Here is a 12,663-nt window from a genome sequence, read left to right as displayed (position 1 = left end):
GTTCGGCACCGTCGTCCACCGCCCCGGGCGAGGAGGCTCGCCCGTGACCGCACGGCACGAGAGGAGCCGGGAGATGTACGCCCGTTCCACCACCCTGATGATCTTCCCCGCGTCGATGGACGAGGCCATCGCCTACATGGCCGACGAGGTCTGGCCGGCGATGCGCGACATGGACGGCTGCATCGGGCTGTCCATGATGTGCGACCGCGAGAGCGGCAAGTACATCGCCACCTCGGCCTGGGAGGACAAGCAGGCCATGCAGGCCAGCGACCAGCACGTCCACCCCATGCGCGAGGCGATGGTCGACCGCTTCGGGGCCGGCGCCCGCGACCCGGAGGTCCGCGAGTGGGAGATCGCCGTCCTGCACCGTGACCACCAGGCCCCCGACGGCGCCTGTTGCCGGATCACCTGGCTCCGCACCGACCCGACCCGGGCCGACCAGCTGCTGGACATGTACCGCACCAGCATCATGCCGCGGATCCAGGGCATGGCCGGCTTCTGCAGCCTCAGCATGCTGATCGACCGCGAGAGCGGCCGCGCCGTCGGCACGGCGGTGTTCGAGAGCCGCGCCGCCCTCGAGCAGTCCCGGGAGCAGGCCCGGATGCTGCGGGAGGAGAGCGTCAACACCATGGGCGTCGACATCCTCGACGTCGCGGAGATGGAGATGGTCTTCGCCCACCTGCGGGTGCCCGAGACGGTCTGAACCGCACCGGCTCGTTGCCACCGCGATCTCAGCCCGGGTGTGCTCCGGAGGCACCACACTGACAGCCGTGGAGGTGGCCTCACGGGAGTTGCGCAACGGCACCGCCGGCGTGCTGCGCCGCGCCGCCGCGGGCGAGTCCGTGCTGATCACGGTCAACGGTGAGCCGGTCGCGGAGCTCGGGCCGCTCCGCACCCGCCGGTCGCACTGGACGGGCAGGTCGTTCCTGGTCGAACGGCTCGCGCGCGTCCAGGCCGATCCCGGGTTGGAGAACGATCTGCGGGCCCTCTCCGGGCTCGGGCCGATCGAGTGACCCGCGGCCTGCTGGACACCAGCGTCTTCATCGCCCGGGAGGCCGCGGGCTCGACGTCGCGCGGTTGCCCGAGCAGGCCGCCGTCCCGGTGATCACCTAAGCGGGGCTGCGGGCCGGCGTCCTGGCCGCTGCGGATCTCTCGGTGCGGTCCCGCCGGCTCACGACCCTGCAGGCCGTCGCCGACCTGGACCCCCTGCCGATCGACGCGCCCGTCGCAGACGTGTGGGCCGAGCTCCGGCCGCGCCTCGCCGGGTCGGGCCGGCGGATGGACGTCGACGACACCTGGATAGCCGCCACCGCGCTCGCCCATGACGTTCCGGTCGTGACCCAGGACGACGACTTCGACGTCCTCGCCGGCCTCAGCGGACTCCACGTCATCCACGTCTGAGGGAGTCGTTCGCCCGCAGCCGTCCGCGCCTCCGACGCCGACCGCGTCACTCTCCCCAGCAGTGTCCGTCTTCGAGGCCGGAGAGCACGAAGCGAGCCACGTCGGGCCGTCATCCGGAGCACCGACGAACACCGCCCGGGACGTCGCTGGTGGGCAGGCTGCGCGGCGGCATGGATCCCCGACTCCGGGGGTCTCCTCGGCGGCGTCGGCCTGCTGCTCTCCGTGGCCTCCGGCGCCGACGACCCGGCGGACACGCTCGGCGACGTCGTCCGCAGTTCCTCCGGTGTCAACCGGGTCGAGACGTCGGCCCGATGGCGGCCACCGCGCGCTCCAGCTGGGTCACGCATCGTCGGGGCGCGCTGGCCCCCTCGACCGCCGGGATGAGGCGCCGTTCCGGACGTTCTCGTCTCGCTACCGTCGGCACCCCACTCCCGGAGGAGGTACCCATGACGCAGACCACCGCCACCAGCCTGGAGGTTGTCCAGGGCATGTACGAGGCCTTCGCCCAGGGCGACGTCGACGCGGTCATGCGTGCGCTGGACGACGGGATCGAGTGGTACGAGGCCGAGGGAAACCCGTGGGACCCCGGCCACGCCCTCGTGGGTCCGCAGCAGGTGCTCGAGGGAGTCTTCGCCAGGATCCCCGAGTCGTTCGAGGACTTCCGCATCGAGTCGCGCCGGTTCCTCCGCGACGGTGACACGGTCGTCGTCGAGGCCAGGTACCGCTCGAGCCGGCACCGGACGACCGGGAAGCCCCTCGACGTCCAGGTGGCACACATCTGGGACGTCCGGAACGGCAAGGTGGTCCGCTTCCAGCAGTACGTCGACACCCGGCGGATCGCCGACGTCATGGGCGTGAGCGACTACTGAGGAACACCGGCCGTGGCCGTGCGTCACGGCGCAACCGGAGGCTGACGCACGGTCAGCGGCGCGGTTGACGGCGCGAGGCGGCCACGAGGAACCTCCGGCTCACCGCGTCCGCGGACGCGGTGCCGGGGCTCGACGCCACCCCACGTGGACGTCGTGCCGCTCCCCTTCCCCTCGGAGGCCCGCCATGTCCGCGAACCACATCCGCCGTGCCCTGGTCCTGGTCGCCACCGTCGTCGCCACGATGATGTTCGCCGCGCCGTCCGCACTCGCCGCGCCGCCCGTCCCCGCCCCGGTGCCCGACCAAGTCGAGCCCATCGAGGTGACCCTCGACTCGCTCGAGATGGGCACCGCACCGGGGACCGTCGTGGCCACCGGCACGATCACCTGCAGCGCGACGGTCGACGCGGTCGTGTTCGGGAATGTCGCCCAGGTCCAGGGCCTCGACATCGCGCGCGACGCGTTCGGCGTCCTCGCGCCGTGCTCCAGCACGGCCAGCACCTGGACGGCGACCTCGTTCGGCGCGCTGCGGGTGTTCCTGCCGATGCCGACCTACGTGGAGATCAACGCGCAGTACTGCGTCGGCGAGGTCTGCCAGACCGCCACGATCACCGAGACGGTGACCCTCACCGCCGCCGCGGCTGCTCAGTCCTGAGCGGACCGGCGCATCGACCACATCTGCGCCGGCCGCTCGAACTGCGTCGCGACCTCCCAGCTGACCGCGCCGCCCGCGACCTCACGACGGAAGTTGCCGACCGCCACCCGCGCCAGCTCCGGGTCGGTGGCCACGCGCGCGGCCAGCTCGAGTGCGCGCTTCTCCACGGCGTCGGGGTCCACCGCCTCCCACGCCAGGCCCAACGAAGCGGCGCGGGTCCCGTCGATCTCCTCGCCGAACAGCGCCATCGCCGCCGCGGCCTCGCGACCGATCAGCCGCGACAGGATCACGAAGTGCCCGCCGCCCGGGTGCATCCCGCGCTTGAGGAACCCGCACAGCAGCCGCGCGTCGGTCGCCACGATCCGCAGGTCGGTCGCCAGCAGCATGTTCATGCCGGCACCCACCGCTGAGCCGCGCACGGCCGCGACCGTGGGCACCTTCACCTGCCCCAGCCGGTAGAAGGAGTCGTATATCGCCGACATGCCCTCGTAGGCGTCCGGCGCCGCGGGGTCGCGGCCGGCGGCGGTCAGCGTCGCGATGTCCCCGCCCGCGCAGAACGACTTGCCCACCGCGCGGACCACCAGCGCCCCGATCTCCGGCCGCGCGTCCACCTCGTCGAACAGCCCGATCAGCTCGCGCGCCATGTCCGGGGTGAGGGCGTTGCGACGGTCGGGGGCGTTCAGCGTCACCACGGCCACCGCGCCGTCGACCTCGAGCAGCACCTCGCCGGAGCCGGAGCCGGAGCCGGAAGCAGTCACGAGCACACCCCTCCACACGCAACCGGCCCCTCCGCCGGCTGATCCCGAGAGGCATCAGACCACGGAGGGGCCGGGCGGAGCAGGCCGGAGTCAGACCCCGGCGGGCTCCCGGTCGACCGGACGACGGCGCACGGAGTTCACGGTCCGGGCGGCGGCGCGGGCCAGGCGGATCGGACCCGTGTCCCACGGCTGCCGCGGCTCGGGCACCGCGGGCGCCTCGGCGGTCGCGGGCCGGACCGGCGGCGCAGCCGCCCGGGCGGCCTCCTCGGCCAGCGCCTGCGCCGCCCGGCGGCGGGCCAGCACGACCTCCTTCTGCCGGTCGATCCGCTCCTTCTCGGCCATCACGAGCATCTCCTCGCGGGCCTTGGCGACGGTCAACCGCGACTCCTGCTGCAGCTCCTCGATCTCGACGTCCCCGCTGTCGCGCAGGGCCGCCAGCCGGTCGTAGGCCGACGGCGGGCCGAAGTTGAGCAGCAACTTCATGAGCACCGGCAGGATCTCCACGCACATGAACAGCAGCGACAGCATGAACTTCGCCGCGGCCAGGGTGGTGTTGCGGTCGCTGAGCCGGTCCAGCGCCTCCAGCCGCGCGAGGATGCCGCCGGAGCCCTCGTTGGTGCCGTCGAACGAGGCCTGCAGCCGGTCCTGCTCGGCGGTCAGCCGCTCCAGCTCCGCCCGGTCGGTCACCAGCGACGTGGCGGCCAGGTCGGCGCTGCGCGCCTCTGCGGCCGATGCCGCGGCCACCGCCGCGTCGAGCTCCGACTTCGCCGAGGCGACGACGCCGACCTGCGCGTCGGCCGCTGCCCGCGCCTGCACGTAGGCGGTGCCCGTGCCGGCGTCCCCGGTGCCGCAGGTGCCGTCGAGTTCGCACTGCGCCTTGGCCTCGAGCTCGCGCTGGGTGGCCAGCGCCGAGTCGTAGGCCGACTGCGCCGCAGCCGCCTCGTCGTGCACGCCGGCCAGGCCCGGGTCGCTGAGCCCGCCGCTCGCCACGATCGCCTCCTGGGTGGCGATCCGCTCCTGCAGCGCCGGGAGGCCGGCGAAGCGCGCGTCCTCCTCGAGGCCGGTGCGGTAGGCGTCGGCGGCCTCGGCCTGCATCGTGACGATCTCGGTGTCGATCTCCTTGTGGAAGATCTGCAGCGTCAGCGGCGTCGCGACGACGACACCGAGCACCAGCGCCAGGCCCACCCGCGGCACGGCCAGCGCCAGGTTCCGCTTCAGCGACGCGTCGTGCGCCATCCCGACCAGCAGCATCCGGTCGAGGTTGACCACGACCGCGCCCCAGCCGATGCCGAGCAGCAGCGCGAACGGCCACCACACGCCCAGCGCCATGTGCAGCGCGAACGCCGCCGAGACGACGGCGAGCCCGCCGGTGCTCAGCAGGACGCCGCCCAGCGCGACGAACCGGGGCCGCGCGCCCGGCGCCGCCTCCAGGACGTCGGGACGAGCGCCACCGAGCGCCGCCAGACCGTCTCCGATCCGTCCCTGTCGTGTCGCCATGCGCGAGCCACCCCCGGGCGACGGGGGTCGTGGTCTAACCGCCGCCTCTCCCCTCTCATCGGCAGTCCTCCAGCCGAACCGGCAGTTGCGCCGGTCACGCCCGCGTCGCACGCTCGTCCCCCACGACGCCCGGAGCCGACATGCCCGCCGCCCGCCGCACCGCCGTGCTGCTCGCGCTGGCCCTGGCGGCCGCCGGGTGCACCGCCTCCGAGCTGCGCGGGGACGGCCGGCCCGCGCCCCAGCGCAGCGAGCTCGTCGCCACCCTCGACCTGGACGCCGCCGTCGGCAGCGACGTCGTCATCTACGACCTCGCCGCCTCCCCCGCCGGGACGCCGGTCGCCCTCCTCGGCGCCGTGGACGCCGCGCAGAGCTGGCTGGTGCGGCTGTCCCTCGGCGACGCGGGTGTCGCGACCGACGTCCGCGCCATCCCGGCCGTCTCCTCGGCGGCGCAGGTAGTCGTGGCACCGGACGGCACCGTCCTCGTCGCGGACGACGAGCTCACCCGCGTCCCGCCCGGCACCGACGTCACCGCCGTCCCCTGGGACCTCGGCGGCCCCCCGTCCGCCGTCGCCCTCTCCCCCGACGGCCGCACCCTCTACGCCGCACGCGACGCCGTGGTCACCTCCGTCGACGTCGCCACCGGCACGGTGCTCGGTTCCGGCGCGGCGCCCGGGCCGGTCACCCACCTCGCCCTCCCACCGGACGGCGGCCTCGCCGCGCTCGTCACCGCCGAGCGCCCGGCGGGCGGCACCGGCGCCGTCGCCGTGCTCCTCGACCGCGACCTGCGGCCGGTCGGCGACCCGGTCGAGCTGGTGCCCGAGCGGGGCAGCACCGCGACCGCCCTGCAGGTCGCCCCGGACGGCACCGTCGTCGCCGCCCTCCACCTCGGCGAGGCCCGCGCCGTCGGCCGGCTGGTCACCGTGGCGGACGGCGAGGCGCGCACGCTGGTCGAGGTCGACGGCGCGGGCGACACCGCCCTCGACGCCGTCCTGGACCCCGACGGCCGGCTCGTCTCGTTCCCGCTGGCCGACCTCTCGTTTCCTGCGGAGCTGGTCACCGTCGACCTGGCGACCGGCGACCGCGTCGGCGCGGCGAAGCTGTGCGAGGGCACCGGAGTGTTCGGTGCGGTCGCGCCGCTCGGGGACGGCGGGAGTGTGGTCGTCACCGGCGCGTGCCTGGACGACGACGGACCCCAGTCGACCGCGTTCGTCGTGGGCTGATCCAGCCGTGGGGTGCCAGTTGAGGCCGTGACCGGGCGCCTGTGGGCGACGAGTACTGGTGTCCGGGACATCGGACCTCGACAGTGGGACCGGAGGATCCATGTTCTGTAGGTGCGCAAGGGGTGGGCGACTTGGCGTACACGGAATCACGAGTGGTGGTGTTCGCGGAGGTTCCCTTTGAGGAGTCGGCCGAGGCGCCCTCGCGGCAAGAACTCCTGGACATCGGACGCGACGCGGTCACGAAGCGGACTGGGATTTCCCGGTTGCGCCGGAAGGCGCCGACGCCTGAGGTCAGAACTCGCCACGGTCATTACTGGTGGGCCGTGTCCGGAGAGGAGCCGCCAAAACAAGAACTTCGAGGCGACTATGCGTTCTTCGACATCGGGGCTGTTCTTGAGTTCGTCATCGAGGCAGGCGCTGCTGGGGTGATCGGGAATCGCCTGGACGCGCTGGTCATGGCATTGAAACGCAAGGCCGACCTCGCGAGGCGTACTGGTCGATCGGAGCCGCTCACCCGGGAGCAGGCGTTACGTCGAGCGCTCGCCGCCACGTGCGTCGCTTGGCCGGAGGGGGCACCCAAGACCTACGAAGTGGCATACGGCATCCCACAGCAACACGCGCACGTCATCGAGGAGACGCACCACGGAGACGGGCGGTGGTCCTTCACCTTCCATGCGCGACGACTGGACCGAGAAGCGGAGACATGGGAGTACCGCACTGACACAACCTGGCTCTACACCGTGGATGTGCCGCCGGACGACGAGGACGACGGTTTCAACGTGCTCGCCCTGACCGTCAACCGGCGGCGAACGGCAGAGCCCTAGCTGACCGCGTTCGTCGTGGGCTGATCGACGCGGTGCCGGAACGCCTCCCCTCCGCGGGCGCCCCGCCGGTACCGTGCCGCCGCCATCGGAACGGCGGGAGGACGAAGAGTGGTGCGCGGGATCGGGTTCGGGGTGCTCGCGGCAGTGGTCGCCGGGGTGGTGCTAGGCGCGGTGTCCCGGGGGCTCATGGCGCTCGTGACCCTGGCCGGCGGCGGATCGCCGTCGTTCTCGTGGAGCGGGACGGTGTTCATCCTCCTGCTCTACGTGGCCGTCGCGGTCCCGGGCGGGCTGGTCGCGGGCCTCACCACCTCCCGGCTGCGGTGGCTGCTGCCCGTCGCCGGTGCGTTGTTCCTCTGCGTGCCGGCCGTCGGGGTGGCCGGCGAGGAGATCGGCAGCACCGTCGGGTTCGGCGCCGCCCAGTGGCTGGGCACGGCCGCCGCCGGGGCCGCCGTCTTCGCGACCATCGCGCTGCTCCCCCTGCTGACGGTCCGGCTGGCCGACGCGTGGCTCGGCCGCCGCGGGACCACCACCCCGGCCCCTCAGCCCGTGGGCTGACTGCTCCCCGACGGCGGGCGCCAGTCCGGGTCGCGGCCGGTGAGGCCCAGCAGCCGGTGCAGTGGCGGGGCGTCGTCCGGCACGGGCACCGGCGGGCCGAACAGTCCGGGCGTCGGCGGTCCGGCAGCCACCTGGGAGGCGAACGCCGTTGCTCCCTCCACCGCCGCCGGGTCGACCTCGAACTCCTGACCGGTCGCGACCGCGAGGTCCCAGCCGTGCACGAGCACCTCGTCGGTGGTCACCAGGCCGATCCCCGCCGCCGGCATCGTCACCCCGCCCGCCGCGGTCTCGCCCTCCCACGCCTCCGGCCGGCGCCACGCGGCGACCAGCGCGTCCAGCTCGGCGGGGATGACCGTGCGCCACTGCGGCGGCAGGTGGTCGGCGGAGGCCCGCGGCGGCGAGGGGTCCGGGGTCTTCTCGGCCGACAGCCGCAGCCCCACGGCGAGGCCCGCGATGTGGTCGAGCAGGGCGGCCACCGTGGTGTCCGCGCACGGCGTCGGGCCGTCGAGCTGGTCGTCGCGCACGCCCGCGACCACCCGCTTGAGCACCTCGACCTGCGGGCCGAGGTCGATCTGCGTCGTCTGCATGCGGTGCAGACCGCCTGGCGCCGTGCAACTCACCGCTCGACACCATGGGTAGCCGTACCATGACGGTTCGTCGACCGGGGAGAGCACCAGACCCATGGCCCACGTCCCGCCCGACCGCCGGCTGACCACCCGCCTCCCGCGCCTCCGCCGCTCCCGGCCCCAGGACGACACCCCATGGGACGACGTCCCGGCGCCGTACGACTCCGGCCCGTACGCGCCCGCCCCCGAGGCGGAACAGCCCGCCCGGCGCCCGGCACCCAGCAACCGCCCGGACGCACCGCCCCGGCCCCGCCGGAAGCTCGTCCGCCGCCTCGTACGGGTGCTCGCCGCCGTCGCCGTCGTCCAGGCGCTGGTCGTCCTGTGCCTGCGGTGGATCGACCCGCCGACGACCGCGTTCATGGCGGCCAACCCGGGCGACGTCGTCCAGCAGTCGGTGCCGGTCGAGCACGTCTCCCGCAACTTCCTCGCCGCCGTCATCGCGCACGAGGACGCCGCCCTCCCCTACCGCTCCGGCGCCTTCGAGTGGGACGCCCTCATGGCGCGCGCCGAGGCGCACCTGGCCGGCGAGGAGGACCCCTCGGGCTCCACCATCCCGCAGCAGGTCGCCAAGAACCTGTTCCTCAACCAGGAGATGAGCGCGTGGCGCAAGGTCGTCGAGGCCGGCCTCTCCGCCGAGCTCGCGCTGGCGCTCGACGACCGCCGCATGCTCGAGCTCTACGTCAACTACGCCCAGTTCGGGCCCACGATCTACGGCGTCTGCGCGGCCAGCTGGTACTACTTCGACTCCCCGCCGCAGGACCTCCCCGTGCCCCAGGCCGTCCAGCTCGTCGGCCTGCTCCCCTCCCCCGGGCACGTCCGGCGCGCACCCGGGGGCGGCCTGGACTTCGACGTCGAGGACGGCCTCGGCTGGCTCTCCCGCTCCCACGTGGTCAACGCGCAGAACCGGGTGCCGCGGCACATCGAGCGCCTGGGCTTCCAGCCGGTCGAGGACGCCGGCGTGACCGGTCTCGCCGCCGACCAGCCGGCCGCGGACGACGACTGCTCGACCCGACCGCAGGAGGTCGCCGACCTGATCGCCGCCGAGGGCACCGCCTGACGGCGCCGCCCATGACCGATGGAGCGGGGTGCCGGCTCCGCCGTCTACAGGGGCAGCTTGTGGCGCAGCACGCCCCCGCCCTCGCCGCGCCCGGACAGGATCCGGACGAACTCCACCGCGTCGAGCGTGATCGGCGCGGCACCGCCGCGCGCGGTGTAGGTCCCGCCGGCGGCGCCGGCCAGTTCGAGGGTGAACGGGTCGTCGTGCAGCTGCGACCACTCGGCGACGATGTCAGCGACGATCCGCCCGTCGTGCCCGGCCGTGAGCGTCATCGGTCGTCCGACGGCGCGGGTGATGTCGACCCGGTGGGTCCACACGTCCCGGGTGAACCCCATGTCGAAGAGGTACCCCAGCGGTTTCCAGCCCAGGTCGGTGCCGAGCGCGGTGCCCATCGGGATGAGCGGGAGCGCGCGGACGGGTGCCGGCATGCGGCGGCGGGCGGCCAGCGCCGCTGCCGCCGCCGTCTCCCAGCGCCGCGGCAACAGGTCAGGGGTCCAGTCGGTGCGGGCGCGCTGCTGCGCCTCGTTGAGTCCGTCGACCCAGTGCTCTCCGCCGATCTGCGCGGTCAGTCTCCGCCCGGTCAGCACCTGGCGGGCGAACTCCACCGGGTTGGCCTGCGCCTGCGCGGACGCGATCAGGTGCACGACCATGTCCCGGACCGTCCAGCGGGTGCAGTCGGTGGCCGCCGTCCAGTCCCCCGGGGCCAGCTGTCGCAGGAGGTCGAGCATCCGGGCGTTCTCCGTCGCGGTCAGCCGCATCGCCTCGTCGTGCCGGATCCGCGGGATGTCCGGTGCCGACCGCACGGCGGAGGGAGTCATGGCTGCTCCTCCCTGTCGGGGACCTCGAGGGGTCAGCCGCGCACCCTCGCAGCCGCGTGTCGCCGGCGACAGGTGCCTCGGCGGCCCGGAGTGCGACCCGGCGCGCCGCTCACCCTCGGTGCCCGTACGTCGGTGCCGGAAGACCCGCCACGGAGGCAGCTGCGCCTGCGCCGAGGAGGCCACCGGCTGACCGCTTGCTGCCCCGCCCGGTCAGCGGGAGGGTGAGCGCCGTCACACCCGCCCGACCGGGAGGAGCGGCCGCTTGTACGCGCGATCCACCAGCATCCACGGCAATCCGGACGACATCGAGAAAGGCATCACCTACCTGCGCGCGGAGGTGCTACCCGCCGTGGACAGGGCCGACGGCTGCGTCGGCCTCTCCGTGCTCGCCGACCACGACGGGGGCCGCTGCATCGTCGCGACCGCGTGGACCGACGAGCAGTCCATGCGCGCCACCGCGGCGGAGGACCGCACTGTCCAGGAGCACCTCGTGCAGACCCTCGGCGGCCACTCCGCCGACGTCCACCAGTGGGAGATCGCGATCCTGCACCGCGACCGCCCGGCCGGGGACGGCGCCGGCGCGCAGGTCACCTGGGCGCGCATCGCGCCCAACCACGTGGACGAGCTGCTCGACGCCTACCGGATCAACCTCATGCCCAAGCTCCAGCAGCTGCCCGGCTTCTGCAGCCTGAGCATGCTGGTCGACCGGCGGCAGGGTCGGACGGTCAGCGTCACCAGCTTCGAGACCCGCGAGGCCCTCGGGCTGGTGCGCCGCCACGCACGCTCGCTGCGCGAGCAGTTCGCCCGCGCGATGGGCGCCAAGATCGTGGACGTCGCCGAGATGGACCTCGCCATCGCGCACCTGCGGGTGCCCGCGACCGTGTGAGCGCCCACCGGCGGCCCGGCCGGGTGTGCTCCTGCGGAACCTCGTGCTCTGCCCACGCCGGTGGGCCGAGGACGAAGGACGAGCCGGACACTGCCCCTGCGGAAGCTCGTGCTCTGCCCAGGATGGTGGGCAGAGCACGAGCTTCCGCGGAGGAGGTCACCCGGGGCGCCGCCGTGCGGAAGGGCCGCTGCGACCAGCCCGGCGTCCTGCTTGGCTCGGCGGCATGGTGCACAGGATGGTCGTCCAGTACGGGCAGCCCGCCGACGCGGCGGTCTTCGAGGAGAGCTACCAGGAGCACGTCCGGCTGATCAACGAGGTCCCAGGGGTGCTGCGGTACACCCTCGGCCGCCCCGCCGCCGTCAACGGCGAGCCGCCGGCCACCTACCTCGTCGCCGAGCTCGACTTCGAGTCCGCCGAGGCGATGGCCGAGGCCATGCGCACCCCCGAGTGGGTCGCCGCCGGGAAGGACGTCCGCAGCTTCGCCACCGGCGGCGTCAGCGTCACCTTCTTCGACGTCGAGGACGTCGGCCGCCGCGCATAGGAGCCCTCAGAGGCCGCGCCGCACCTCGTCGGGGGTCCGGCCGAACGCGGCGCGGAACCCCCGGCCGAAGGTGGCCGAGTCGCGGAAGCCCCAGGCGTGCGCCACCGCGCCGACGGTGACCGTCGTCCCCCGCCGGGCCAGCTCCCGCGCCGCACCGTCCAGCCGACGCCGGCGCACGTAGCCGGCCGGCGTCAGCCCGCGCGCGGCGAACAGCGCGTACAGCGAGCGCTCGCTCACGTAGGCGCCGGCCGCGATCGCCGCCGGGGTCAGGGACGGGTCGCGCAGGTGTGCCGCGACGTGGGCGGTGACCCGCGCCCAGGCCGCGTCGTCCCGCGGCGGGGCTGAGTCGTCCCCCGGGGCGAGGGCACCGGCCAGCAGGCCCACCGCGGCGTCGGCGACCGGCTGCCCGAGCCGCCCGTCCAGCGCCCCGGCGGAGGCCAGCGTCGACCCGAGCAGCGCGGTCAGCAGGCGGGCGGCGGCCGGGTCCACCAGGCCGCTGCGCGCGCCGGGCAGCCGGGACGACGGCACGAGCAGCGTCCACTTGTGCAGCCGGCCGGGCACCCTGAACCGCGCCGGCTCGTCGGCCCGCCACAGCAGCGCCGCCCCGGGGCCGAGGGTCACCCGCTCGCCGCCGACCTGCACCTGCTCCAGCCCCGACCGCACGAACAGCACCCCGACGACGTCGTCGTCCGTCGCCGCCAGCTGCGCGCGCCCGCGCGAGCCGGAGCACGGGCCGCAGCGGCAGTCGACCAGGGTGAGGTCGCCGACCCGGTAGCGGACGAGGCCGGCCGGCCCGGGCACGCGCTCGCCGGGGGTCAGTGCCCACGGCAGGTGGGTCGCGCTGACCACCTCGCGGAAGGCGTCGTCCCGGTCGGCGGCGGGCACGTCGGCGGCGTCCCACCCTTCGGCGACCAGCGTCATCGCGGACCTCCCGCCGCGCAGCCAACCCCCCGCCCGCC

16 protein-coding genes are annotated in these 12,663 nt (G+C 74.3%); 11 read left to right on the top strand and 5 right to left on the bottom strand.

From position 1 onward, the window contains the following. Positions 1 to 43: 43 nt before the first annotated feature. The 5 genes from ACI784_RS10945 (at position 44) to ACI784_RS10925 (ending at position 2,922) form a co-directional block, all read left to right on the top strand. Positions 44 to 703 carry an antibiotic biosynthesis monooxygenase gene (locus ACI784_RS10945; RefSeq protein WP_457013473.1) on the top strand — a complete coding sequence of 220 codons (660 nt, stop codon included), beginning with the start codon at positions 44 to 46 and terminating at the stop codon, positions 701 to 703. A gap of 67 nt (positions 704 to 770) precedes the next feature. Continuing rightward, entirely contained in the window at positions 771 to 1,013 is a 243-nt protein-coding gene (locus ACI784_RS10940) for a type II toxin-antitoxin system Phd/YefM family antitoxin (protein ID WP_457013472.1), read from the top strand. Positions 1,014 to 1,155: 142 nt separating this feature from the next. Then, on the top strand, positions 1,156 to 1,401 hold the full coding sequence (locus tag ACI784_RS10935) for a PIN domain-containing protein (protein ID WP_456925567.1): 246 nt from the start codon (positions 1,156 to 1,158) through the stop codon (positions 1,399 to 1,401). Between the two features lie 446 nt (positions 1,402 to 1,847). Then, on the top strand, positions 1,848 to 2,270 hold the full coding sequence (locus ACI784_RS10930; RefSeq protein WP_456925568.1) for a nuclear transport factor 2 family protein: 423 nt from the start codon (positions 1,848 to 1,850) through the stop codon (positions 2,268 to 2,270). Positions 2,271 to 2,454: 184 nt separating this feature from the next. After that, a complete protein-coding gene (locus ACI784_RS10925) occupies positions 2,455 to 2,922 on the top strand; it encodes a hypothetical protein (protein WP_457013471.1) in 468 nt (155 codons plus the stop codon). Here the strand turns inward: ACI784_RS10925 and ACI784_RS10920 are convergent. Together ACI784_RS10920 and ACI784_RS10915 are read right to left on the bottom strand one after the other, a co-directional pair. Next, positions 2,913 to 3,680 carry an enoyl-CoA hydratase/isomerase family protein gene (locus ACI784_RS10920; protein ID WP_457013470.1) on the bottom strand — a complete coding sequence of 256 codons (768 nt, stop codon included), beginning with the start codon at positions 3,678 to 3,680 and terminating at the stop codon, positions 2,913 to 2,915. The genes ACI784_RS10925 and ACI784_RS10920 overlap by 10 nt on opposite strands. Positions 3,681 to 3,770: 90 nt before the next feature. After that, complete coding sequence (locus ACI784_RS10915) at positions 3,771 to 5,177, bottom strand: DUF4407 domain-containing protein (protein WP_457013469.1); 1,407 nt, start codon at positions 5,175 to 5,177, stop codon at positions 3,771 to 3,773. Between the two features lie 140 nt (positions 5,178 to 5,317). Between ACI784_RS10915 and ACI784_RS10910 the strand changes: the two genes are divergently transcribed. The 3 genes from ACI784_RS10910 (at position 5,318) to ACI784_RS10900 (ending at position 7,776) form a co-directional block, all read left to right on the top strand. After that, positions 5,318 to 6,397, top strand: a complete 1,080-nt coding sequence (locus tag ACI784_RS10910; RefSeq protein WP_457013468.1) for a hypothetical protein — start codon at positions 5,318 to 5,320, stop codon at positions 6,395 to 6,397. Between the two features lie 152 nt (positions 6,398 to 6,549). Beyond that, a complete protein-coding gene (locus ACI784_RS10905) occupies positions 6,550 to 7,221 on the top strand; it encodes a hypothetical protein (RefSeq protein ID WP_456925573.1) in 672 nt (223 codons plus the stop codon). 111 nt (positions 7,222 to 7,332) lie between these two features. Beyond that, positions 7,333 to 7,776 (top strand): hypothetical protein, encoded by a 444-nt coding sequence (locus ACI784_RS10900; protein WP_457013467.1) that lies wholly within the window; start codon positions 7,333 to 7,335, stop codon positions 7,774 to 7,776. On the opposite strand, the gene ACI784_RS10895 is transcribed toward ACI784_RS10900, so the two are convergent. Beyond that, positions 7,761 to 8,363 (bottom strand): TIGR03086 family metal-binding protein, encoded by a 603-nt coding sequence (locus tag ACI784_RS10895; protein WP_457013466.1) that lies wholly within the window; start codon positions 8,361 to 8,363, stop codon positions 7,761 to 7,763. The two genes, ACI784_RS10900 and ACI784_RS10895, sit on opposite strands and share 16 nt — an antisense overlap. A gap of 94 nt (positions 8,364 to 8,457) precedes the next feature. Here ACI784_RS10895 and ACI784_RS10890 point away from each other — a divergent pair, with 94 nt between their 5' ends. Continuing rightward, positions 8,458 to 9,459: a transglycosylase domain-containing protein gene (locus tag ACI784_RS10890; RefSeq protein WP_457013465.1), complete on the top strand. Its 1,002-nt coding sequence runs from the start codon at positions 8,458 to 8,460 to the stop codon at positions 9,457 to 9,459. A gap of 44 nt (positions 9,460 to 9,503) precedes the next feature. Here the strand turns inward: ACI784_RS10890 and ACI784_RS10885 are convergent, their stop codons facing one another. Next, positions 9,504 to 10,277, bottom strand: coding sequence for a maleylpyruvate isomerase family mycothiol-dependent enzyme (locus ACI784_RS10885; protein WP_457013464.1), 774 nt, complete (start codon positions 10,275 to 10,277; stop codon positions 9,504 to 9,506). A gap of 262 nt (positions 10,278 to 10,539) precedes the next feature. On the opposite strand from ACI784_RS10885, the gene ACI784_RS10880 reads away from it, so the two are divergent. Then, positions 10,540 to 11,163, top strand: coding sequence for a hypothetical protein (locus ACI784_RS10880; protein ID WP_456925578.1), 624 nt, complete (start codon positions 10,540 to 10,542; stop codon positions 11,161 to 11,163). A gap of 223 nt (positions 11,164 to 11,386) precedes the next feature. Beyond that, positions 11,387 to 11,704 (top strand): EthD family reductase, encoded by a 318-nt coding sequence (locus tag ACI784_RS10875; protein ID WP_457013463.1) that lies wholly within the window; start codon positions 11,387 to 11,389, stop codon positions 11,702 to 11,704. A gap of 6 nt (positions 11,705 to 11,710) precedes the next feature. Here ACI784_RS10875 and ACI784_RS10870 read toward each other — a convergent pair whose 3' ends face one another. After that, complete coding sequence (locus tag ACI784_RS10870; RefSeq protein ID WP_457013462.1) at positions 11,711 to 12,625, bottom strand: helix-turn-helix domain-containing protein; 915 nt, start codon at positions 12,623 to 12,625, stop codon at positions 11,711 to 11,713. Positions 12,626 to 12,663: the final 38 nt, after the last annotated feature.

The organism is Geodermatophilus sp. SYSU D01186 (assembly GCF_054050215.1).
Note: the sequence above shows the minus strand (reverse complement) of the source record. Positions and strands in the feature narration are given on the sequence as shown.

Coding starts and splice junctions, on each gene's coding strand:
- ACI784_RS10930 (WP_456925568.1), top strand. CDS start 1,848: ATGACGCAGACCACCGCCACCAGCCTGGAGGTTGTCCAGGGCATGTAC.
- ACI784_RS10925 (WP_457013471.1), top strand. CDS start 2,455: ATGTCCGCGAACCACATCCGCCGTGCCCTGGTCCTGGTCGCCACCGTC.
- ACI784_RS10915 (WP_457013469.1), bottom strand. CDS start 5,177: ATGGCGACACGACAGGGACGGATCGGAGACGGTCTGGCGGCGCTCGGT.
- ACI784_RS10910 (WP_457013468.1), top strand. CDS start 5,318: ATGCCCGCCGCCCGCCGCACCGCCGTGCTGCTCGCGCTGGCCCTGGCG.
- ACI784_RS10895 (WP_457013466.1), bottom strand. CDS start 8,363: ATGCAGACGACGCAGATCGACCTCGGCCCGCAGGTCGAGGTGCTCAAG.
- ACI784_RS10890 (WP_457013465.1), top strand. CDS start 8,458: ATGGCCCACGTCCCGCCCGACCGCCGGCTGACCACCCGCCTCCCGCGC.
- ACI784_RS10885 (WP_457013464.1), bottom strand. CDS start 10,277: ATGACTCCCTCCGCCGTGCGGTCGGCACCGGACATCCCGCGGATCCGG.
- ACI784_RS10875 (WP_457013463.1), top strand. CDS start 11,387: ATGGTGCACAGGATGGTCGTCCAGTACGGGCAGCCCGCCGACGCGGCG.
- ACI784_RS10870 (WP_457013462.1), bottom strand. CDS start 12,625: ATGACGCTGGTCGCCGAAGGGTGGGACGCCGCCGACGTGCCCGCCGCC.